The 21,548-nt window shown below is 74.7% G+C and carries 18 protein-coding genes, 1 tRNA gene and 1 riboswitch; of the genes, 8 read left to right on the forward strand and 11 right to left on the reverse strand.

The annotated features are described in order from the left end of the window. Nucleotides 1–2: 2 nt before the first annotated feature. On the reverse strand, nt 3–281 hold the full coding sequence (locus tag ABC795_RS06365; protein WP_347060083.1) for a hypothetical protein: 279 nt from the start codon (nt 279–281) through the stop codon (nt 3–5). Nucleotides 282–459: 178 nt separating this feature from the next. Here ABC795_RS06365 and ABC795_RS06370 point away from each other — a divergent pair, with 178 nt between their 5' ends. Then, the gene (locus ABC795_RS06370) at nt 460–1,749 is read left to right on the forward strand and encodes a hydroxyacid-oxoacid transhydrogenase (RefSeq protein WP_347060084.1); all 1,290 of its coding nucleotides are present in this window, start codon (nt 460–462) and stop codon (nt 1,747–1,749) included. Nucleotides 1,750–1,755: 6 nt separating this feature from the next. Here the strand turns inward: ABC795_RS06370 and ABC795_RS06375 are convergent, their stop codons facing one another. Further along, the gene (locus ABC795_RS06375) at nt 1,756–2,172 is read right to left on the reverse strand and encodes a PaaI family thioesterase (RefSeq protein ID WP_347060085.1); all 417 of its coding nucleotides are present in this window, start codon (nt 2,170–2,172) and stop codon (nt 1,756–1,758) included. 171 nt (nt 2,173–2,343) lie between these two features. On the opposite strand from ABC795_RS06375, the gene ABC795_RS06380 reads away from it, so the two are divergent. From ABC795_RS06380 to ABC795_RS06390, 3 genes are read left to right on the forward strand one after another with little or no spacing between them, the layout of a single operon-like run. Beyond that, entirely contained in the window at nt 2,344–2,760 is a 417-nt protein-coding gene (locus ABC795_RS06380; RefSeq protein WP_347060086.1) for a hypothetical protein, read from the forward strand. Between the two features lie 29 nt (nt 2,761–2,789). Beyond that, a complete protein-coding gene (locus tag ABC795_RS06385) occupies nt 2,790–3,587 on the forward strand; it encodes a hypothetical protein (RefSeq protein WP_347060087.1) in 798 nt (265 codons plus the stop codon). Next, entirely contained in the window at nt 3,584–4,984 is a 1,401-nt protein-coding gene (locus ABC795_RS06390; protein WP_347060088.1) for an alpha/beta hydrolase, read from the forward strand. Before ABC795_RS06385 ends, ABC795_RS06390 begins: the two co-directional genes overlap by 4 nt. A gap of 564 nt (nt 4,985–5,548) precedes the next feature. On the opposite strand, the gene ABC795_RS06395 is transcribed toward ABC795_RS06390, so the two are convergent. After that, a tRNA-Ile gene (locus ABC795_RS06395) sits at nt 5,549–5,622 on the reverse strand. A 150-nt stretch (nt 5,623–5,772) separates the two neighbouring features. After that, nucleotides 5,773–5,929: riboswitch (cyclic di-AMP (ydaO/yuaA leader) on the forward strand. Between the two features lie 10 nt (nt 5,930–5,939). Here ABC795_RS06395 and ABC795_RS06400 point away from each other — a divergent pair. Next, on the forward strand, nt 5,940–7,157 hold the full coding sequence (locus tag ABC795_RS06400) for a peptidoglycan DD-metalloendopeptidase family protein (protein ID WP_347060089.1): 1,218 nt from the start codon (nt 5,940–5,942) through the stop codon (nt 7,155–7,157). A 727-nt stretch (nt 7,158–7,884) separates the two neighbouring features. Here the strand turns inward: ABC795_RS06400 and ABC795_RS06405 are convergent. Next, on the reverse strand, nt 7,885–8,778 hold the full coding sequence (locus tag ABC795_RS06405) for a maleylpyruvate isomerase N-terminal domain-containing protein (protein WP_347060090.1): 894 nt from the start codon (nt 8,776–8,778) through the stop codon (nt 7,885–7,887). A 530-nt stretch (nt 8,779–9,308) separates the two neighbouring features. On the opposite strand from ABC795_RS06405, the gene ABC795_RS06410 reads away from it, so the two are divergent. Then, the gene (locus ABC795_RS06410) at nt 9,309–9,809 is read left to right on the forward strand and encodes a DUF3145 domain-containing protein (protein ID WP_347060091.1); all 501 of its coding nucleotides are present in this window, start codon (nt 9,309–9,311) and stop codon (nt 9,807–9,809) included. A gap of 213 nt (nt 9,810–10,022) precedes the next feature. Here ABC795_RS06410 and ABC795_RS06415 read toward each other — a convergent pair whose 3' ends face one another. The 6 genes from ABC795_RS06415 to ABC795_RS06440 all read right to left on the reverse strand — a co-directional run bounded on the left by ABC795_RS06415 (nt 10,023) and on the right by ABC795_RS06440 (nt 16,672). Beyond that, on the reverse strand, nt 10,023–11,435 hold the full coding sequence (locus ABC795_RS06415) for a carboxyl transferase domain-containing protein (protein ID WP_347060092.1): 1,413 nt from the start codon (nt 11,433–11,435) through the stop codon (nt 10,023–10,025). A gap of 77 nt (nt 11,436–11,512) precedes the next feature. Then, nucleotides 11,513–12,754, reverse strand: coding sequence for a beta-ketoacyl-[acyl-carrier-protein] synthase family protein (locus tag ABC795_RS06420; protein ID WP_347060093.1), 1,242 nt, complete (start codon nt 12,752–12,754; stop codon nt 11,513–11,515). A gap of 87 nt (nt 12,755–12,841) precedes the next feature. Next, the gene (locus ABC795_RS06425) at nt 12,842–13,084 is read right to left on the reverse strand and encodes an acyl carrier protein (RefSeq protein ID WP_347060094.1); all 243 of its coding nucleotides are present in this window, start codon (nt 13,082–13,084) and stop codon (nt 12,842–12,844) included. An 82-nt stretch (nt 13,085–13,166) separates the two neighbouring features. Next, nucleotides 13,167–14,135, reverse strand: coding sequence for a beta-ketoacyl-ACP synthase III (locus ABC795_RS06430; protein ID WP_347060095.1), 969 nt, complete (start codon nt 14,133–14,135; stop codon nt 13,167–13,169). Then, complete coding sequence (locus tag ABC795_RS06435; RefSeq protein ID WP_347060096.1) at nt 14,132–15,334, reverse strand: acyltransferase domain-containing protein; 1,203 nt, start codon at nt 15,332–15,334, stop codon at nt 14,132–14,134. The genes ABC795_RS06430 and ABC795_RS06435 overlap by 4 nt, the downstream gene beginning before the upstream one ends. Nucleotides 15,335–15,493: 159 nt before the next feature. Continuing rightward, nucleotides 15,494–16,672, reverse strand: coding sequence for a helix-turn-helix domain-containing protein (locus ABC795_RS06440; protein WP_347060097.1), 1,179 nt, complete (start codon nt 16,670–16,672; stop codon nt 15,494–15,496). A 100-nt stretch (nt 16,673–16,772) separates the two neighbouring features. On the opposite strand from ABC795_RS06440, the gene ABC795_RS06445 reads away from it, so the two are divergent. Together ABC795_RS06445 and ABC795_RS06450 are read left to right on the forward strand one after the other, a co-directional pair. Beyond that, nucleotides 16,773–17,321, forward strand: a complete 549-nt coding sequence (locus tag ABC795_RS06445; RefSeq protein WP_347060098.1) for a pirin family protein — start codon at nt 16,773–16,775, stop codon at nt 17,319–17,321. A 2-nt stretch (nt 17,322–17,323) separates the two neighbouring features. Beyond that, nucleotides 17,324–18,577, forward strand: coding sequence for a M20 family metallopeptidase (locus tag ABC795_RS06450; protein ID WP_347060099.1), 1,254 nt, complete (start codon nt 17,324–17,326; stop codon nt 18,575–18,577). A 105-nt stretch (nt 18,578–18,682) separates the two neighbouring features. Here the strand turns inward: ABC795_RS06450 and aceE are convergent, their stop codons facing one another. Next, nucleotides 18,683–21,484: a pyruvate dehydrogenase (acetyl-transferring), homodimeric type gene (gene aceE / locus ABC795_RS06455; protein ID WP_347060101.1), complete on the reverse strand. Its 2,802-nt coding sequence runs from the start codon at nt 21,482–21,484 to the stop codon at nt 18,683–18,685. Between the last annotated feature and the right edge of the window lie 64 nt (nt 21,485–21,548).

Below are 21,548 nucleotides of genomic sequence, written 5' to 3' on the forward strand. Positions count from 1 at the left end.
CGCTACTTGATGACGACGGGGTTGACCGGCGTGCCCGCCGCCTTGGCCACCGTGAGCGGCGCGGCGACGTAGAGGAGGGCGTACTGCCCGTCCTCGGCGCAGTCCGCCACGCCGTTGTTCGGGTCGGAGATGACCTCGTTGGTGATCGTGAGCACCTTGCCGGAGCGGACCAGCTCGACCGCCGCGACCACCTGCTCCGGACGGAGGCGGTTGAGCTCGATCACCTCGTCGTCGGGCCCCCACTGGCCACAGTTGGTGGGCGTGTCCTCGGGGGAGCTCACCGAGGTAGCGCGCGGTCGGGGGTGTCCGTCACAGAGGCCTCCAGAGCCGGAAGAGGCCCGTCCGTCGACGGGCGGGGCGGCGCTCTGGACTATCCGCCCGCGTGGTGCCGACCACAACCACTGTGCAACATTCGGTGCAACCGAGCCCGTACTCCGCCCGAGCAGCCCAGGGGGACCCATGACGAGCACCGTGCCCGGCAACCCGGAGTCGGTGTTCACGTACGGCGCGCCGCAGCTGAAGTTCGGCAGCGGCGCCTCCGACGAGGTCGGCTACGACCTCAGCCGCTACGGCGTGCGCCGGGTCCTGGTGGTCACCGACGCCGGTGTCGCGGCCACCGGCCATCCCCAGCGGGTGGCCGAGCAGATGGCGCAGTTCGGCATCGAGGCGCGCGTCTACGACGGCGCGCACGTCGAGCCCACCGACGTCAGCCTGGTCGCGGCCATCGAGGAGGCGCGCGCCTCCGGCCCCTGGGACGCGTTCGTCGCCGTTGGTGGCGGGTCGAGCATCGACACTGCCAAGGCGATCAACCTGCTCACCACCAACCCCGGCGAACTGATGGACTACGTCAACGTCCCTGTCGGCAAGGGGCAGGCGCCGTCGGAGCCGCTGAAGCCGCTGGTCGCCGTCCCGACGACGACGGGCACCGGCTCGGAGAGCACCACGATCTGCGTGATGGACGTGCTGTCGCTGAAGGTGAAGACGGGGATCAGCCATGCCCGGCTGCGACCGACCCTGGCGGTCATCGACCCCGATCTGACGCGCAGCCAGCCCGCCGGCGTCACCGCAGCCTCGGGGATGGACATCCTGTGCCACGCGCTGGAGAGCTACACCGCCCGCTGGTACACCACCTACGAGCACAAGTCGCCCGAGGAACGGGTGCCGTACTGCGGCTCCAACCCGATCTCGGACATGTGGTCGGAGAAGGCGCTGACCCTGCTGGCCGGGTCCTTCCGCACCGCCGTCCGCAACGGCGATGACGTGCAGGCGCGTTCGGACATGGCGATCGCGGCCACCTTCGCCGGCATGGGGTTCGGCAACGCCGGCGTGCACATCCCGCACGCCAACGCCTACCCGATCGCCGGGCAGGTGAAGGACTTCCACCCGAAGGACTACCCGGCCGGGGAGGCGATGGTCCCGCACGGGATGTCGGTCGCCCTGACCGCGCCGGAGGCCTTCCGGTTTACCTTCGAGGCGTCCCCGGAGCGGCACGTGCGGGCGGCCGAGCTGCTCGCTCCGGGCGCCGAGCGCCCCTCGGACCTGTCGGAGTTCCTGCCCACCGTTCTCGCCGACCTGATGCGGGACATCGACATCCCCAACGGGGTCGGCGCCGTCGGCTTCGGCGAAGGCGACATCCCCGATCTCGTCGACGGCGCGATGAAGCAGCAGCGGCTGCTCGCCACCTGCCCGCGCGCGGTCACCGAGGACGACCTCGCGGGCATCTTCCGGCGGTCGATGTCCCTCTGGTGAGCAAGGTCAGCGGGGGGCGACGACGGTCTTGGTGACCTGCCCGGTTGCGACCAGCTGACCGTCGACGGTGGCCTCGGCCCGCATGAACGCCACGGCCCGGCCGTGACGCAGCACGGTGCCGACGACGTCGACGGCGGCCCCGGCGCGCACCGGGCGGAGCAGCGAGGCGGCGACGTCGTGGGTCACCGCGTGCTCGCCGTCGCCCAGGCTGGGCAGCAGGGCCAGGAACGAGGCGACGTCGAGCAGTGCGTAGACGATGCCGCCGTGCAGCATCTCCGCCTGGTTCTGCGCGGCCGGGCCGACGGGGAACCGGATGCCGGCCGAGGGATCGGACTCGTCGCGCAGCTGCACCCCGAGGTACCGGTGCAACGGGATGTCGAGCACCGCCTGGATGCGGGGATCGCGGGCGCTGGGGACGGTCACGGCGGAACTCCTCGGGTGGGCCGGGCAGGGTAGCGGCGGCGGCCGGTGGTCGCCGCCGTGGCGTGTGGAGACGTCCGATCGTCCACAGTGCCCCGTGCACGCCCTCCGGCGGGTGCCCGCGCCGCCCTACGCTGCCGCCGGTCGGGGAAGCGGAGGGGCGGTGGGGCAGGCGTGTACGGAGATCCCGCCGCACTCGATGCGCTCGCCGACGAGCTCTGCGGGCGAGCCCGGCAGGTCCGCACCGCCGCCGACGAGCACCGGCGGGAGGGACACCGGGCCCGCTGGTTGTCGGAGGCGGCTGCGGCCTACCGTCGACAGCTGGCCGACGACTGCGCCGCGGTCGACGCCTCGGCCGACGGGCTGGACGCCGCCGCCGAGCTGCTGCGCCGGCACGCCGACGAGCTCCGCGACCGGCTCGTGGCCATCGCCCGCGCCGAGCGCGAGGTGCGCGCATGGCTGGCCGAGCGGGCAACCCGCGGGGGCGAGCTGGTCGAGGACGTGGGCAGCGTGCTCGGGGAGCTGCCGGAGGCCGGTGCGGACGCGTGGCGGCAGGCCGCGGGCCGCCTGAGCCGGCTGGGCCTGTGGTGACCGGGCCCGGGGGGGAGGTGCGCATCACGGTGCGCTCCGGAACGGCGCCGCCGGTGCCGTCCGCTCCGGCCCGGCGCCTGCTCCTGACCGCCGCGGAGTGGGCCGTGCTCGTGGCGGAGTGGCCCGGTGCCCTTCCGCCCGGGCTCTCGGTCGAGGTGCCCGGGAGCCGGCAGCGGAACGATGCCGTCGCCGCGCTGGTGGCACGCGGGGTGCTGCGTGCACCGGTCGGCGGTCCGGTCGAGCCGGTTCCCGCCGTCGCCGCCGATCTTGCGGTGCTGCGCCGGCCGTTGCTGACGGTGCGGCTGGAGACCGGCGGCCGGGGCGGGAGGCGGCACGGCTGGTTCGCTCTCGGGGCGGACGTGGTCGTGGTCGTGCTGACCCTGCCGGACGGGGGGATCGAGCTGTCCCTGGCCCCCGCCGCCGGTCTCGGTGCCGAGCTGGCACGGGTTGTGCCGGAGGCCGCCGCCGTGACGGGGCCGACCGCCCGCGGTGGCGCCCCGCCGACCGGGGCCCTGCCGCTGGGCCTGCTGGACGCCGCACCGGCGGGGAGGGGTGGGCCGCCGCCGACCGCGGCGGAGGCGGCGCTGGCCGGGGAGCTGCTGCGGCGCACGGCCGGATCGCTCGACTGCCTGGTGCTGGGGCGCGCCGGTGGACCGGTCGGGGCCGGGCAGGTCTCGTGGCTGGCCACCGACGGCGGCTGGGTCGGCCTCCGTCCCCACCCCGGCGGCTCGCCGCGGCGGGTCGTCGACGTGGTGTCGGTGCGGCCGGCCGATCTCGGTACCTGGGTCGCGCCGACGGTGGCGGCGCTCCTGGAAGGCCGGGCGTGACCGCACCGGGGATCTCGGTCCGCGGCGGCGCCGGCGGGATCGAGGCCGACCTGGCCGACCTGGTCACCCTCGCCCGCGGCAGCACCGGTCTGGCCGAGGAGCTCGCGAGCGCCAGCGCCCGCTGCCGCCCGGTGCTGGCCGACCCCGACCTGCTGGCCTCCGCCCTGCTCGACCCGGCAGGCGTGGCCCGGTTCGAGGCCGCGCTGCTGGAGGCGCTGGACGGCCCGGACGGGCTCACCGTGCTCGCCGCGCGGTTCGCCGCCCGGGCGGTGGTCCTGCAGGGCGCGGCCGCCGCCTACGAGGCCGCGGACCGCGCACTGGCCGAGCTGGCCGACGCCCTGGAGTGGGCCGCCGGGTTCCTCTGGCCGGTTGCGGCAGGGGCACTGGTCCTCGGCGGCGCCGGCCGGGTCGCAACCAACCCCTTCGGGGTCGCGGCCGACATCGCCGCCGTGCTCGACGACCCCGAGCGCTGGTTGACCGAGCACCCCGGGCTGGTCGATGACGTCATGGGCGCCCTGCCCGGTCTCGGCAGCAGCATGAGCCTGCTGACCGTCGGGCTGACCGGGCCGTGGCTCGGCGGGGCAGACGTCCGGGTGGCGGCTCGGCGGCTCGGCCGGCTGTGGCCGGACGGGAGCCCGGTGGTCACGCCGTTGCCCGGCGACGACTCGGGACCCGCGGTCGTCGCACCGCGGGGCGTGGACGACCTGCTCGGGGCGCTCGAGGTCCGCGCGCTGCGCTCCGGCCCCGAGCACGACACGATCGCCGTCCGGGTGGTCACCTCCGCCAACGGCAGCACCGCCTACGTCGTCGACATCCCCGGCACCGCCGACTGGAAGGCGCCGCTCGGGCCGGTCAACCCGCAGACCCACGACCTGGGCACCAACGTTCGGGTGCTCGGCGGCGACGCCACCACCCGTCAGCAGGCGATCGCCGAGGCGCTCCGGCGAGCGGGGGCAGGCCCCGCCGACCCGGTGATGCTCGTCGGGCACAGCCAGGGCGGCATGGTCGCCGTCCAGGCGGCCGCCGACGCCGGCACGCCGGACTTCGACTTCGACGTGCGCAGCGTGGTCACCACCGGCTCACCCATCGCGCGGGCGGAGGTGCCGTCGTCGGTGCAGGTGCTGGCGCTGGAGAACGCGCACGACGTCGTTCCGCAGCTGGACAGCCGGGACAACGACGACAGCCCGAACGTCACCACGGTCACCTTCGACGGCCAGTACGGCAGCATCGCGGACAACCACGGCATCGGGACGGCGTACCGGCCGGCCGCCCGCGCCATCGACGCCAGCGACGACCCGTCGCTGGTCGCCTTCCGGGCCGGCGCCGCGCCCTTCCTGGTCGGGCCCGGGGACGAGGCGACGGTGGTCGCGCACGTCTACGAGATCGGCAGGAGATGACCCGGCGCCCCGACCCGACCGACGGCCTGCCGCCTCACGGGCGGCGCGGCCGTGCTGGTGCTGGCGGGCTGCGGGCCCTCCGGGGATCCGGCGGTGCCCATCGAGACGATCGGCATCGGGATCGGGCAGCAGCTCGTCGCCCGTGACGACGTGGTCGAGCCGGCCAGGGGGGTGCGGTCGCGGTCGACCTGCTCGACGGGGCCCAGCGCGCGCCGCTGGGGGGAAGGGGGACCCCGGCCGCAGTAGTGCTCCGCCGGCGCCTTGGGCCCCTCGTCCTGGACGGTTCGGCAACTGCGCAGCCTGTGTGCACCAGGGCGTCGGGGCGCGGTCGGCGCGTCGACGGCTCGTCCTCGTCGCCGTGGCGCCGGGCACGATTCGGGCATCGATGGCGGTGGATCGTCCCGACGAGGCGGAGATCACGGTTCCTGCTGTGTTTGAGGTCGAGGCGGAGCCTCATCCGGCGAGGCAGGGGGCTGCGCCGACGCGTCCGCCGTCGTGCCACCTCCAGGGCGTGCGGGCGGAAGCGGTGCCACCAAGAGGCGTGAAAGCGCAGGTCACGACCGGTGGGGCGGGTGGGGCTCGAACCCACGACCCAGGGATTATGAGTCCCATGCTCTGACCGGCTGAGCTACCGCCCCGGCGCTGACAGCCTGCCAGATCGAGGCGACGCACCGCTCGGACCCGCCCGTGTCAGGAGGTGCGTCTCGTTACCGGGCTGTGACATCTGGCCGATCCGCTTGTACTGTCTGCCGCGGTCCACCTGACCTCGCTCCCGAACCCGGGGGCTCGGGCGGACCCCGCCGAACCGTGCGGCCGGATGGCCGGATGGACCGGGGACCCATGTTCTCTGGGGTGAATCCCGCCTGCGCCTCCACGGGCAGGTGGGTAGGGCCACGTTCCGGCCCGAACCCGTCAGCTGACCTGGTAGGCGGACCGAGGAACGGAGACCGTCGCCTTGGCGACCTCGCACGACCAGCACCACCCCACCGTGCCGACCCGCGGGGGCCTCCGCCGCATCGGTCGGGCCGCCACCGCACTGACCGCTCTGCTGGCCCTCTCCCTGCTGGGGACGACGGCTGCGACGGCCGCACCCGGCGACGCGAAGAGCGAGCACGACCGCGTCGCCCAGGAGGTCGCCTCCATCGAGCAGCGGGTCAAGGACGCCGAGGCCCGGCTGGAGCAGATGACGCTCCGCGCCGAGGAGGCCAGCGGCGCCGTGCTGCAGGCGGAGGCCGAGCTGGCGACCGCCCAGCAGCACGCCGACGCCATCGCGGCCGAGCTCGCCGCCGTCCGCGCGGCCGTGGCGCGCACCCAGGGGGACGTCGCGGCACTCGGCCGGGAGGCCTACATGGGCCAGGACGAGACGTTCAGCGAGATGGAGATGGTGCTGCACGCCGAGGGCCCCGGAGAGCTGCTCCAGCAGGCCGCCACCCTCGAGCTCCTCGGCGAGGACCGGGCCGAGGTGCTCGAGGAGCTCCGGGTGGCCGAGGCGCGGGAGGCCCGGCTGGACGAGGAGGCGCGCGCCGCCGTCGCCCAGCGGGATGCGGCCGCGCGCACCGCCCAGGAGGCCCAGGTGGCCGTCGATGCCCTCCTCGCCGAGGCGCAGGCCGAGTTCGACGCGCTCAGCGCGGAGAAGGCGGCGCTGGACGAGCAGCTGCGCGAGGCGGAGATCCGGATGCTGAGCATGCAGGGCACCGCCGATCCGGCGGGCACCTGGAACCAGCTGCAGGCCGCCGAGCAGGCCGTCGGCGCGGTCACCGCGACCGGCGGTGGCACCGGTCTCACCCAGGGCCGGGTCACGTCCTGCTACGGCGCCCGCTGGGGCACCATGCACCTCGGCGTGGACATCGCGGCGTCGATCGGCACCCCGATCTTCACGCCGGAGCCGGGCGTCGTCCTGCAGGCGGGGCCGGCCAGCGGGTTCGGTCTCGCGGTCGCCATCCAGCACCACGACGGCGTGATCACCGTCTACGGCCACATCAACCAGTTCTTCGTGACTCCGGGCCAGGTCGTGGAGGGCGGTCAGCAGATCGCCGAGGTCGGCAACCGCGGCCAGTCCACCGGGCCGCACCTGCACTTCGAGGTGCACCGCGGGGGCCTCTACGCCGACCGGACCAACCCGGTGCCGTGGCTGGCCCAGCGCGGCATCTCCCTCGGCGGCAGCTGCGGCTGATCCGGCTCGTCCGCATCGGCCGCACGGCGTCGTCGTCCAGGATGGTGCCGTGCGGACGACGGCGGGGGAGGGCACCTGGCTGCGCGCCGGGCTGCTCGTCGCGCTGCTGCTCGCGGGGGTGGTCGTGGCCCTCGTCGTCGACCTCCCCGGCCGGACCACGGTGCGCGGCTGGATCGAGCACGGGGACGCGCGCACCTGGGTGCTGCTGATCGCCGGCCAGGCGGCGGTGCTGCTGGCGCCGGTGCCGCGTTCGCTGGTCGCCGCGCTGGCCGGAGCCGTCCTCGGCTTTGGCCTCGGGGTGGCCGTGGTGCTCACCGGCTCGCTGCTGGCGGCCCTGGTCGCCTTCGCACTCGCGCGCGGGCTGGGCCGGCCGGCCGCCGAGCGGCTGGCGGGCCCGCGGGTGAGGAGCGCCGACCGGCTGTTCACCGACCGGGGCTTCGTCGCCGTGCTGGCGGGCCGGCTGATCCCGATGATGCCGTTCGTCGTGGTCAACTACGCCGCCGGCCTCAGCGGCGTCCGGCCGCGGACCTACGTGGCCGCCACCGCGGTCGGGCTGGTGCCCGGCACGGTGGTCCAGGTGGGCGTCGGCGCCTCGGCGGGTGCCGTTGCCGCGTGGGTGGGCACGCCGTCGGCCCTGCCGGTCGTCGCTGTCGTGGTCGTGCTGGTCCTCGGCGTCGCCGCCGCCTGGCACCGGTGGCGGCGACGCCGGGCGGAGCCAGGAGCGGATCTAGCCGCGCCCGAACAACCGGCCCAGCAGCCCCCCGGCGCCGCCCACGGTGCGCGCCGCGAGCTGCAGGATCGGCCCGCCGGGGATGCCCGGCACCTTCTGGACGATGGGCGCGAGCTGCAGCAGCCCGCCGACGTCGTGCACCTTGAGCGCGCGGCGGGCCACAGCCGGAACCGGGTTGACCCGGCCGGAGGCGGCATCGAGAAGCAGGTCGGCCGCGGCCTCGACGGCCGGCCCGTCGACGACGCCGGCCGGCAGGCGGCGCACCTGCCAGCCGCCTCCGTGCGCGGTGAACCCCCAGCCCCCGTCCGGCGTGACGAGGCTGACGCGCCCGAAGATGCCGGTCGAGGCGGCCAGCGCGCCGGTGACGTCGGTCAGCGCCGCCAGGCCGGACTGCAGGACGGCCGCCGACGGCGGCTCGGCCCCGCACGAGACGAGATCCAGTCCGTGGACGGCGAGCTCGTAGGCCTGGCCGAGCACGACGCTCAGCAGCGGTAGCCGGCCCACGACGGAGACCGCCGGTGCGGCGTCGAGCTCCACGGGCTCGTCGGCCAGGTAGCGCGCGGTCGCTTCGCGGTTGCGGCGCAGCGCGGCCAGCACCTCCTCGCGGGAGGCGTCGCGGTGCGCGGCCGTGACCCGGGCGTTCACCGCGTCGGGGTCCGGTGGCGTTCCCGGCCCACCGGCCCGCGCAGAGGTGATGAGGTCGTGCAGCGCGGCGTGGTCCTCCCAGCAGCCCAGGTGCACGCAGATCTCGTGCGCCCGCCAACCGGGCAGGCGCGACGGGCGGTCGAGGTCGATCGACGCGGCCTGCGCCAGGAAGGCGTCCCACGCGCCGAGCACCATGCCGGCGACCTCGTCACGATCGGCCTCGGCCATCCCCTGGTGTCCGCCCACGTCAGGCCCTTACCCGGGGCTCCGCCGTGCCAGGCATGGGAACGGCGGCGCCGTCCCGCTCGGGAACGGGCCCAGCCGCCACCACCCCGGCCTGCTCGGTCCTGGGTCCTGCAGCGGACGCACGCCTCGTGGCTCGACGACCACAACTAGTAATCACCGCCAGACGGTGCTCGCGCCTGCAACCCCGGCGCCACATGACTCTCCGTGAACGGATCTCGGAGTCCTAGCCCGGTGGCGTCTCCGCTCCTCGCGCCGGACCGTCGGCCGAGGGTGGGAGCCTGTGAATAGCCTGGAGTGGCTGGACGTCGCCCGGTGGGCGTGGTAGTGGCGGGCTGACCAGCGACAAGGCGCCGACGCCGGAATCACCGACCACTTTCGCCCCATCAGTCGCACCCGGGCTGGCGCGATGGGGTCACCATCGTGCAAACTTGTTCCGGGAGCCCTGCTCCGCCACTGCCGATAACGGCGCGTCACCGAATCGATGGGTCCGTAGGGGAAGACGAGACCGATCGAGTCGATGGAGGTGCCCCGTGCAGCGACGGTCAACCCAGGGTGTCGTCTTCGTGCACGCGTGCCCGAAGGCGCTCTGCCAGCACGTCGAGTGGGCGCTGGAACGCGTCGTCGGCGCGCCGGTCTCCCTGTCGTGGGCTGAGCAGCCCGCAGCGCACGGTTCCTACCGTGCTGAAGTGGCGTGGACAGGTTCGCCCGGTACCGGGGCCAAGCTCGTCGCTGCGCTGCGCGCGTGGCCGATGCTGCGCTTCGAGGTCACCGAGGAGGCCAGCCACGGCAACGATGGCGAGCGCATGTCCTACGTCCCCGGGCACGGGGTCTTCCGGGCTCCGACCAGCGCCAACGGCGACCTCATCGTCACCGAGCAGCAGCTGCGCCACCTGGCCGCCACCGCGACGTCGATCGAGGCGTTCCGCCACGGTGTCGACCAGCTGCTGGGCGCGGCCTGGGACGCCGATCTCGAGGTCTACCGGCACGCCGGCGACGGCAGCCCGGTGACCTGGCTCCACCAGGTCGTCTGAGAGGGACCCCCGCCGCTCGCACGGGCGCGGCGGGGTCGTCGGGTAACAACTCCGCTACGACACTCCCGGCCTGACCGGGACGGCGTCGTAGCCTGGGGCCGGTCGTCCGGGCGCCGTCGGGGAAGCGGCGCCCGGACGACCCACCACGTCTCCGCGGCTCGAACGCGGAGGCAGGGCCGCTGACGCGGGCACCCCGGCGCCCCGCGGCGGAGATCAGAGCGGGATGTTCCCGTGGGCCCCGCGACCGAGCGGCGCGGCCGCGAGCGCCTCGATCAGCCGCCTGCGCGTCTGCGCCGGCTCCACCACCTCGTCGACGACCCCGATCTGCAGCGCCCGGTTCACCCCGCCGGCGATGCGCTCGTGCTCCTCGGCGAGCTGAGCGTGCAGCTCCTCGCGCTCGCCCGGCGGGACCGCGGCCAGCTTCTTGCGGTGCAGGATGCCGACGGCCGCCTTCGCGCCCATGACGGCGACCTCGGCGCCCGGCCAGGCGAAGACCGCGGTGGCGCCCAGCGACCGGGAGTTCATCGCGATGTAGGCCCCGCCGTAGGACTTCCGGGTCACCAGCGTCACCCGCGGGACGACGGCCTCGGCGAAGGCGTGCAGCAGCTTCGCCCCGCGGCGCACGACGCCGTCCCACTCCTGGCCCACGCCGGGCAGGTAGCCGGGGACGTCGACCAGCACCACCAGCGGGACGCCGAAGGCGTCACACATCCGGACGAACCGGGCCGCCTTCTCGGCCGACGCGGAGTCCAGGCAGCCGCCCAGGCGCAGCGGGTTGTTGGCGATCACGCCGACCGTGCGCCCGGCCAGCCGGCCGAGGGCGGTGACGACGTTGGGCGCGAACCGTGGGTGCAGTTCCAGGCCCGGCCCGTCCAGGACCGACGACACCAGGGGCTTCACGTCGTAGGCCCGGTTGGTCTGCTCGGGCAGCAGCGCCCCGAGGTCGGCGGCCGCTTCGCCCCCGGCGGACCCGAAGGTGCCCTGGGCGGCGAGCAGGTCGACGGCGAGGCGGGCGGTCTCCAGCGCGGCCGGCTCGGAGTCGGTGACGACGTGCACGACCCCGCTGCGCCGGCCGTGGGTGTCCGGGCCGCCGAGGCTCTCCATGTCCACGTTCTCGCCGGTGACCGAACGCACCACCTCGGGGCCCGTGACGAACACCCGGCCGGCGGGCCCCATGATCACCAGGTCGGTGAGGGCCGGTCCGTACGCCGCGCCACCGGCGGCGGGGCCGAGCACCACCGAGATCTGCGGGATGCGCCCGGAGGCCCGCACCATGGCCGCGAACACCTCGCCGACGGCGTGCAGCGCGGTCACCCCCTCGGCCAGCCGGGCCCCGCCGGAGTGCCAGATGCCGATCACGGGAACCCGCTCGCGCAGCGCAGCGTCGATCGCGTCGACGATGTGCCGGCAGCCGTCGACCCCCATCGCGCCCCCCATCACGGTGGCGTCGGTGCAGAAGGCGATGGCCGGGCTGCCGGACACCGTGCCGCGGGCCGCCAGCGCCCCGGAGGTGTCCCGGGCGCCGAGCTGCTGCATCGACCCGTCGTCGAAGAAGCGTCGCAGCCGGTCCTCGGGGTCGCGCGGGTCGGGGCTGGTCACGGCGGGCGCCGCCTGGACTGTCGTCACGGGTACCTCCGGGTCGTGTGGCCCCGTCCGGAGGCTCTCCCCGAGCCTGCGAGGGGTGAGCGGGACGGGGTCCGTCTTCAGGCGGTGGTGAAGGCCAGCGCGATGTTGTGCCCGCCGAAGCCGAAGGAGTCGTTGACCGCTGCGGTGAGTTCGGCCCGGCGTGGCTCGTGCCGGACGATGTCGAGGGCCTGGACGGCGGCGTCGTCGTCGGGGTCGTCGAGGTTCGCCGTCGCGGGGACGACCTGTTCGCGCAACGCGAGGATGGTGAACACCGACTCCAGCGCCCCGGCGGCGCCGAGCAGGTGCCCGGTCTGGCTCTTGGTGGCGCTGACCAGCACGTGCTCGCCCAGGGAGGAGCGGATGGCCGAGGCCTCGGCGGTGTCGCCGACCGGGGTGGACGTGGCGTGGGCGTTGACGTGCCCGACGTCGGTGGGGGAGATGCCGGCGTCGCGCAGCGCGGCGGTGATCGCGCGGGCGGCACCCTCACCCTCCGGGTGCGGGGCCACCAGGTCGTAGCCGTCGGCGGTGCCGCCGGCGCCGGCCAGCTTCGCGTGCACCCGGGCCCCCCGGGCGGCGGCGGAGTCTGCCCGCTCGAGCACCAGGGCAGCCGCGCCCTCGCCGAGCACGAAGCCGTCCCGGGCCTTGTCGAACGGGCGGGACGCGCGCTCGGGCTCGTCGTTGCGGGTGGACATCGCGCGCATGGCGGCGAACCCGGCCATCGGCAGCGGGTGGACGCAGGCCTCCGCGCCGCCGACCAGGACGATGTCGGCCCGGTCGAAGCGCAGCAGGTCCAGGCCCCAGCGGATGGCCTCGGCGCCGGAGGCGCAGGCGCTGACCGGCGCGTGCACGCCGCCCTTGGCGCCGATGGCCAGGCCGACGGCGGCGGCCGGACCGTTGGGCATGAGCATCGGGATGGTGAAGGGGGAGACCCGCTTGGGCCCCTTCGCCTCCAGGACGTCGTCCTGCCCGAGCAGCGTCAGCGCGCCACCGATCCCGGTGCCGAAGACCACCGCGATCCGCTCGGGGGCGACGCCGGCGTCGGCGGCACCGGACTCGGCCCAGGCCTGCTCGGCGGCGATGACCGCCACCTGCTGGCTGCGGTCGAGCCGGCGGGCGCGGACCCGGTCGATCTGCTCGGCGGGGTCGGTCGCCAGCCGGGCGACGAGCTGGGCGGGGAACTCCTGCACCCACTCGTCGGTGATCCGGCTGACGCCCGAGCGCCCGGCGAGCAGGGCGTCCCAGGTGCTGGCCACGTCGCCGCCGAGCGGCGTGGTGGCACCCAGGCCGGTGACGACTACGTCGGTGGTGGACGGGCTCATGGGATCTCCTCGTGCGGACGACGGCCGGGTGGGCCGGATCGGGGGCGCGGGTCCCATGCGGCGATCGGCCGGCGGGACCCGCGGGGCTCAGCCCTGGTTCTTCTCGATGAAGCTGATCGCGTCGCCGACGGTCTTGATGTTGGCGAGCTGGTCGTCGGGGATGGCGACGCCGAACTTGTCCTCGACGGCGGTGGCGATCTCGACCATCGACAGCGAGTCGACGTCGAGGTCCTCGGTGAAGGACTTCTCCGGGGTGGCGTCGGCGGGCGACACCCCGGCGACCTCCTCCAGGATCTCGGCCAGACCGGACTGGATCTCCTGGGTGCTCACGCGGGTCCTCTCTCTCGGATGGGGCGGGCATGGCCCGCCGACGTCCGGGACACGGTGTCCCGGCGAACTGGGGTGGTGGCGCTCACGGGAGGACGACGACCTGCCCGGCGAAGGTCAGACCCGCTCCGTACCCGAGCAGCAGGGCGACGTCGCCGGTCCTGGCCTCGCCGCTCTCGAGCAGGGCCGACAGCGCGAGCGGCACCGAGGCCGACGACGTGTTGCCCGCGCGCACGATGTCGCGGGCGATGACGGTCCGCTCGGGCAGCTTCAGCCGCTTGGCCATCAGCTCGATGATCCGCAGGTTCGCCTGGTGCGGCGCGAACACGTCGATGTCGTCGGGGCCGACGCCGGCGCGGCGCATCGCCTCGACGAGCGTGTCGGTCAGCTTGGTGGTGGCCCAGCGGTACACGGCCTGGCCGGCCATGCTCATCGCCACCTCGCCCTTGGGAATGGCGATGGCCTCGGCCTGGTCGCCGTCGCTGCCCCACACGACCGGGCCGATGGCGGGTTCGTCCGAGGCGCCCACGACGGCCGCGCCGGCGCCGTCGGCGAAGATGACCGCCGTCGCCCGGTCGTCGAGGTCGGTGTAGTCGGTGAGCCGTTCGCCGCCGATGACCAGCGCGTTGCGTGCCGAGCCGCTGCGGATCGCATCGGCCGCCGCGCTGAGCGCGTAGCACCATCCGGCGCAGCCGGCGTTGACGTCGAAGGCGCCGGGTCGGGGCGCGCCCAGCCGGTGGGCGACCTCCGGGGCGAGCCCGGGGATGGGCCGCGGCAGGCTGGCCGAGGCCACCAGCACCAGGTCCAGGTCGGCGGCGTCCAGCCCGCTGGCCGCCAGCGCCTTGCCGCCGGCCGCGACGCTCATCTCCAGCAGTGTCTCGTCGGGCTCGGCCCAGCGCCGCTCGGCGATGCCCACCCGGCTCTGGACCCACTCGTCGTTGGTGTCCATCCGCTGGGCGAGGTCGTCGTTGGTGACCCGCCGGCGGGGGCGGTAGCTGCCGAGCCCGAGGATGCGGGCGCCGGGGGCGCCGGCAGGTAGCTGGATCGGGATCACGCGGTCACCTCCGGGTAGAGCCGGGCGATCGGGTCGCCGGCGTCGACGAGGTCGCCCTCGTGGACCAGCCACTCGGCCAGCACGCCGTCGTAGGCGGCCGACACGTTGACCTCTTCCCTGCGGCCGCGGATGCAACCCAGGGGAGTGCCGGCGGGCAGGTGCGTGCCCTCGGCGACCTCCGCGGGGCTGACCGTGCCGCGGGCGGGGGCCACGACCATCCGCCAGTCGGGCAGGTGCTCGGCCTCCGCGCGGCCGCGCTCGGCGGCGATGAGCTCGCGGGCGCGGTCGAGGTCGTCCGGGGAGGTCACGGCGAGCACCTCGATGCCCGCGCCCTTCCACTCCCGCTTGGCCAGCCCGGCGAGCGCACCGGCCGGGGGGAGCTCGATGACGGCGGTGACGCCGAGCTGGCGCATGGTGGCCAGGCACGAGTCGAAGCGCACCGGGCTGGTGACCTGGCTGACGAGCCGGGACAGCACCTGGGCGCCGGAGTCGACGGCCGCGCCGTCGGCGTTGGACAGCAGCAGCCTGCTGGGGTCGGCCGGCCGCAGCCCGCCGACCAGGCCCTCGAGCTCCTCGCGGGCCGGGGCCATGTACTCGGTGTGGAAGGCGCCGGCGACCGGCAGCGGCATCACCCGGGCCTTGGCCGGGGCCCCGGCCTTGAGCGCGGCGAGCCCGTCGAGCGGCCCGGCGGCCACGATCTGGCCGGCGCCGTTCATGTTGGCGGGGGTGAGGCCGTGTGCCGAGATGGCGGCGAGCACCTCGTCGGGGTCGCCGCCGAGCACGGCCGACATCCCGGTGGGCGTCCGGGCGCAGGCCGCGGCCATGGCCCGGCCGCGGACGGCGGTCAGCGCGATGGCCGCCTCCACGGACAGGACGCCGGCGAGCGCGGCTGCGGTGAGCTCGCCGACGCTGTGCCCGGTGATGACGACGTCCCGGCCGGTGTGGGGGGTGTGGGACACGGGGCCCGGGAGCCCGCCGAGCTCGCGGGCGACGACGAGGCTCATCGCGACCACGAGCGGCTGCGTGACGGCGGTGTCCTTGATCGCCTCCGCGTCCCCGGTGGTGCCGAGCGCCAGCAGGTCCGCGCCGGAGATCGCGCCGGCCCAGCGGAAGAACGGCTCCGCGCCCGGCAGGTCGAGCCAGTCGGTCAGCATTCCTGGCTTCTGGGCACCCTGACCAGGGGCGAGGACGGCGAGCACCCCATCACCGTGCCAGTGATCATCCGTTCCCGCGCGGCGCGGGCGAACGAAAGCGCACCGTTGATCTTTGTGGGATTCCTCCAACACATGCTTGGTCCACAGCCGATGCGGGGCTCGATCGTGGTGGGAACCGCACGCCTGGTGACCTCGGAGGCCGGCTCAGTGCCAGAGCGACCGGTCGCGGTCCAGCTCGGCGAGGGCGAGGGCGATCTGCAGCGTCCAGCTGCCACGCGGGTCGGTGGCGGAGAGCCCGGTGAGCTCCGCGGCCCGCTTGAGCCGGTACCGCACCGTGTTGGGGTGCACGAAGATCGACCGGGCGCTCGCCTCCAGGTTGCCCCCGCTGCTCAGCACCGCCCGCACCGTCTCGAGCACCCCGCCGCCGGCCGAGCGCAGCGGCGCGGCCACCTGCTCCTGGAGGGCCACCCGGGCCAGCGGATCGCCGTCGAGCGCCCGCTCGGCCAGCAGCGCGTCGGCCGGCACCGGGCGCGGCGCCTCCGGCCAGGCGCGGGCCGCCCGGAGCCCGGCGAGCGCGGCCGCCGCGGAGACGGCCGCCCGTCCCAGCCCATCGACCACCGGGCCGGTCACCACCGGCCCGTCGCCGAACTCGTCGCTGATCCGCTCGGCCGCGCCCTCGAGGTCCTCGGTGCTGCCCAGCACGACCACCAGCTGCTCGGCGTGCACGCCGACCAGCACGTCGCAGCGCAGGCCGCGGGCGGTGCGGCGGACCGCGCCGTGCGGGTCGTCCACCTCCGTGGGGGCGGCGCCCACGATGACCAGGGCGGGGGTGCCGGCGGCCCAGCCCAGCGCCGCGGCTCGGCCGGAGAGCTCCTCGGACCGCTCGCCCCGCACCAGGGCGTCGACGGCCAGGGCCTCCAGGCGTGCGTCCCAGGCGCCCCGGTTCTCCGCGAAGCTGGCGTAGACGTGGGCGGTGGCGAAGGCGACCTCCCGGCTGAACTGCAGCACGGCCAGCCGCAGGGTGTCCTCGTCCCCGGGCTCGGCCACGGAGGTGACGCGCTCCTCCATCACCTCGACGGTGACCTTGATCAGGTCGACGGTCTGCTTCAGCGCCACGGCCCGCACCAGCTCCCGGGGCGCAGCGCCGAACACCTCTCCGGTGAGCCGTGGCGGACGCCCGGGGCTGCGGCACCACTCGACCAGGGAGGCGATCCCGGCCTGCGCCACGAGGGTGACCCACGAGCGCTGGTCGGCCGGCATGGCGCGGAACCAGGGCAGGTCGTCGTCCATCCGGGCGACGGCCTGGGTGGCCAACGACCCGGATGCTCGCTCCAGCCGCCGGAGCGTGGCGTCGCTCGGCGGGCGGTTGGTCACCCGGCTCACGCGGTCAGCGTGTCACGCCGGGCCGGGTCGGGGAGAGTGGAGCCGTGAACGTTCCCCCGGTCGGCGCCCTGCCCGGCGGCCGCGTCCCCCACCGCCGGCGATGACCGGGCCCGACTCCCGGGTGCTGCTCGCCCCCGACGACGGCTCCCTCGGCCCGCTGCTGCGGATCGCCGACGACCGGCTGGCCCCGGGGGTGGGCTACGGCGTGCACGAGCACCGGGCGGTCGACGTCGTCGCCGTCGTCCTGGCCGGGACGCTGACCCACCGCTGGGGGGTCGGGGTCGCCGTCGGCGCCGGTGACGTGGCGGTGCTGCGCGCCGGCACCGGCCTGGCGCACGACGAGGTGGCCGGCGACCGCGGCGCCCGGGTGCTGCAGTGCTACCTGCGCAGCGCGACCCCGGGACTTCCGGCCGCGCACGAGGTGCACCGGGCGGCCGGTGGATGGCTCGGCCTGGGCCGGGACGACGCCCGGCTGTGGGTGGGCCGGACGGTCCCGGGGGAGGAGGTGACCCCACCGGCGGGCGTCCTCCTGGTCGCCGGGGCCGCGGGCGTGCGCGTGCACGAGGCGGGCCCGGTCCGCGCGGGGGAGGCCGTGACCCTCGTGGTGTGGCAGGTGGACGCGGGACGCCCCGACTGGGCAGAGTCGTGAGCATGGAATCGGCCTCCGCGCAGGGTCCCGCCGCGAGCGTGCGAGCGGAGGGGAACGAGGGGGACCTTCCGCTCCTCGCCGCCGCCTACTCCGACGCCGACCGCACCATCGAGCTGCGCCGGCGGCTGCACCGGCACCCGGAGATCGGGCTGCACCTGCCGCGCACGCAGGCCGCGGTGCTCGAGGCGTTCGCGGAGCTGCCGCTGGAGGTCACCACCGGGACGACGACCAGCTCCGTCGTCGCGGTGCTGCGCGGCGCGCGCCCGGGGCCGACCTACCTGCTGCGCGCCGACATGGACGCGCTGCCCGTGCACGAGGACAGCGGGCTGCCCTTCGCCTCGCAGGTTCCCGGCGCGATGCACGCCTGCGGGCACGACACCCACGTCGCCATGCTCGTCGGGGCCGCGCGGCTGCTCGCGGCCCGCCGGGAGGAGCTGGCCGGGCAGGTGGTCCTCATGGTCCAGCCGGGCGAGGAGGGCTTCCACGGCGCCCGGTACATGCTCGACGAGGGCCTGCTCGACGTCGTCCCGGAGGCGCCGGTGAGCGGCGCGTTCGCGCTGCACATCTCCTCCACGCTGCCCAGCGGGAGCGTCAACGTCCGGCCGGGGCCGATGATGGCCGCCGCCGACCAGTGGCGGATGACCTTGCGGGGCCGCGGTGGGCACGCCTCGGAGCCGCACGCGGCCGCCGATCCGATCCCGGTGGCGGCGGAGATCGTGCTGGCACTGCAGGCCATGGTGACCCGGCGGGTCGACGTCTTCGACCCCGCCGTCGTCACCGTCGCGCACATCGAGGCCGGGTCCACGAACAACGTCATCCCCGACACCGCCTACCTGGAGGGGACGATCCGGACGCTCTCCGCGGAGCGCCGGGCCGACGTCGTCGCCTCGGTCCATCGGGTGGCCACCCACGTCGCCGCCGCGCACGAGCTGGAGCTGCACTGGGAGCACTTCGAGGGCTACCCGGTCACGATGAACGACCCCGGCATGGCCGCTCAGGTGCTGAAGACCGCTGCCGAGCTGCTCGGCCGGCAGGCGAGCGTGCTCATGCCCGCGCCGCTCATGGGGGCCGAGGACTTCTCCTACGTGCTCCAGCGGGTGCCCGGCGTCATGGCGTGGCTCGGTGCCCGCCCGCACGGCGTGGACCCGGCGACGGCCCCGCCCAACCACTCCAACCTGGCGGTCTTCGACGAGGAGCCGCTGCCCGCCGGGGTGGCCCTCTACGCGCAGATGGCCCTCCAGGCGTTGTCCGGCTGAACGCGGAACGGCCCGCCTCCCCGGAGGGAAACGGGCCGTCCACGGTGGCCCCCCTGCAGGGTCCCGCCGCGAGCTCGCGAGCGGCGGGGGGCAGGGGGTCCTTCGTCAGGTCGCCGGGCTGGGGTCCGACCGCTCGTCGGGGGGCGCGGCCTGCACGTCGCGCACCTGGTACTTCTCCACGGCCTCGCGGACCTTCGCGCGATCCACCTGACCCTCGTCGGCCAGCGACGCCAGCGCCCGAACCACGATCGACTCGGCGTCGACGTGGAAGTGCCGGCGCAGCGCGGGCCGGGTGTCGGAGAGGCCGAACCCGTCGGTGCCCAGCGTCGACATCCCACCGGGCACGTACGGCGCGATCAGGTCCGGCACGGCGCGCATCCAGTCCGAGACCGCCACCACGGGGCCGGTGGTCTGCTGCAGCCGCGCGGTGACGTACGGGGTCCGCGGCTCCTCCTCCGGGTGCAGCAGGTTCCACTCGTCGCACTCGTCGGCCTGGCGGCGCAGCTCCGTCCAGGAGGTCACCGACCACACGTCGGCGGTGACGCCCCAGTCCTGGGCCAGCAGCTCCTGCGCCCGCAGCGCCCACGGCACCGCCACGCCGGAGGCGAGCAGCTGCGTGCGGGGACCGTCGCCGCCCGCACCCTCGGCGTAGCGGTACATCCCGGCCAGGAGCCCCTGCACGTCGAGCCCGTCGGGCTCGGCCGGCTGGTTGAACGGCTCGTTGTAGACGGTCAGGTAGTACATGACGTCGGGGGAGCGGGAGCCACCCAGCGGGGCGCCCGGGTCCTCCCCGTACATGCGCACCAGCGCGTCGCGGGTGATGTGGGCGACCTCGTAGGAGAACGCCGGGTCGTAGGACACCACCGCGGGGTTGGTGTGCGCCATGAGCAGCGAGTGGCCGTCCTCGTGCTGCAGCCCCTCGCCGTTGAGCGTGGTGCGCCCGGCGGTGGCGCCCAGCAGGAAGCCCCGGCTCATCTGATCCGCGGCGGCCCAGATGGAGTCGGCGGTCCGCTGGAACCCGAACATCGAGTAGAAGATGTAGATCGGGATCATCGGCTCGCCGTGGGTCGAGTACGACGTCGCGACGGCCGTGAAGGACGCCGTCGAGCCGGCCTCGTTGATGCCCTCGTGCAGGATCTGGCCCTGCTCGGACTCCTTGTAGGTGAGCATCAGCTCGCGGTCGACCGAGGTGTACCGCTGGCCCGCCGGGTTGTAGATCTTCTGCGTCGGGAAGAGGCTGTCCATCCCGAACGTGCGGGCCTCGTCCGGGATGATCGGCACGAAGCGCGGCCCGAGCTCGGCGTCCTTGAGCAGCTCCTTGAGCAGGCGGACGAACGCCATCGTCGTCGCCACCTCCTGCTTGCCCGAACCGCGCCGCAGGACGTCGAGCGCCTTGTCCTCGGGCGCCTTGAGCGTCTTGAACTCCGACCGCCGGCGCGGCACGGCGCCGCCCAGCGCCCGGCGCCGCTCGAGCATGTACTGCATCTCGTCGGAGTCCGGGTCGGGCTTGTAGTAGGGCGGCAGGGTCTTGTCCAGCGCCGAGTCGGGGATGTCCAGGTAGAGCCGGTCGCGGAAGGCGGCGAGGTCCTCGGCGGTCAGCTTCTTCATCTGGTGCGTCGAGTTGCGGCCCTCGAAGTGGCTGCCCAGCGTCCAGCCCTTGATGGTCTTGGCGAGGATGACCGTGGGCTGGCCCTTGTGCTCCATCGCGGCCTTGTAGGCGGCGTAGACCTTGCGGTAGTCGTGGCCCCCGCGGGCGAGGTCCCAGACCTCCTTGTCGCTCATCCCCTCGACGAGCTTGCGGGTCCGCGGGTCGCGGCCGAAGAAGTGCTCGCGGACGAAGGCGCCGTCCTCGGCCTTGTACGTCTGGTAGTCGCCGTCGGGCGTGGAGTTCATCAGGTTGACCAGGGCGCCGTCGCGGTCGGCGGCCAGCAGCCTGTCCCAGCCGCGGCCCCAGATCACCTTGATGACGTTCCAGCCGGCGCCGCGGAAGAACGACTCCAGCTCCTGGATCACCTTGCCGTTGCCGCGGACCGGGCCGTCCAGCCGCTGCAGGTTGCAGTTGATGACGAAGGTGAGGTTGTCCAGCTCCTCGCGGGCGGCCAGGCCGATGACGCCGAGCGACTCGGGCTCGTCCATCTCGCCGTCGCCGAGGAAGGCCCACACGTGCTGGTCGGAGGTGTCCTTGATCCCGCGGGCGTGCAGGTAGCGGTTGAACCGCGCCTGGTAGATGGCGTTCATCGGGCCCAGGCCCATGGAGACGCTGGGGAACTCCCAGAAGTCGGGCATCAGCCGGGGGTGCGGGTAGGACGACAGCCCGCCGCCGGGGTGGCTGACCTCCTGGCGGAAGCCGTCGAGCTGCTGCTCGGTGAGCCGGCCCTCGAGGAACGCGCGGGCGTAGATGCCGGGGGAGGCGTGGCCCTGGAACCAGATCTGGTCGCCGCCGCCGGGGTGGTCCTTGCCGCGGAAGAAGTGGTTGAAGCCGACCTCGTACAGCGACGCCGACGACGCGTAGGAGGAGATGTGCCCGCCGACGCCGATCCCGGGTCGCTGCGCCCGGTGCACCATGATCGCGGCGTTCCACCGGATGTAGGCGCGGATCCGGCGCTCGGCGTCCTCGTCACCGGGGAACCAGGGCTCGCGCTCCGGCGGGATCGTGTTGATGTAATCGGTGCTGCGCAGGGCCGGGACGCCGACCTGCTGCTCGCGGCTGCGCTCGAGCATGCGGAGCATCAGGTACCTGGCCCGGTTGCGGCCGGCGTGGTCGACGACGGCGTCGAGGGACTCCAGCCACTCCTGGGTCTCCTCGGGGTCGGTGTCGACCAGCTGACTGGGGAGCCCGTCGGTGATGACCGCGCGGGCCTGTCCTACCCGGGCGGGGTCGCCGTCCGGCTGCTGTGGTGCGCTCATGGGTCCATCGTCTCCCGCCGACCTCGCCGCCGTCACCTCCCGGTGCCATCTACCGGGCAAGTCG

Source organism: Blastococcus sp. HT6-30 (assembly GCF_039729015.1).
Lineage (GTDB): Bacteria > Actinomycetota > Actinomycetes > Mycobacteriales > Geodermatophilaceae > Blastococcus.

What these genes read in the sequence shown, in the direction of transcription:
- ABC795_RS06370 (WP_347060084.1), top strand. Translation starts at nt 460, where the DNA reads ATGACGAGCACCGTGCCCGGCAACCCGGAGTCGGTGTTCACGTACGGC.
- ABC795_RS06420 (WP_347060093.1), bottom strand. Translation starts at nt 12,754, where the DNA reads ATGAGCCCGTCCACCACCGACGTAGTCGTCACCGGCCTGGGTGCCACC.
- ABC795_RS06445 (WP_347060098.1), top strand. Translation starts at nt 16,773, where the DNA reads ATGACCGGGCCCGACTCCCGGGTGCTGCTCGCCCCCGACGACGGCTCC.
- ABC795_RS06450 (WP_347060099.1), top strand. Translation starts at nt 17,324, where the DNA reads ATGGAATCGGCCTCCGCGCAGGGTCCCGCCGCGAGCGTGCGAGCGGAG.
- aceE (WP_347060101.1), bottom strand. Translation starts at nt 21,484, where the DNA reads ATGAGCGCACCACAGCAGCCGGACGGCGACCCCGCCCGGGTAGGACAG.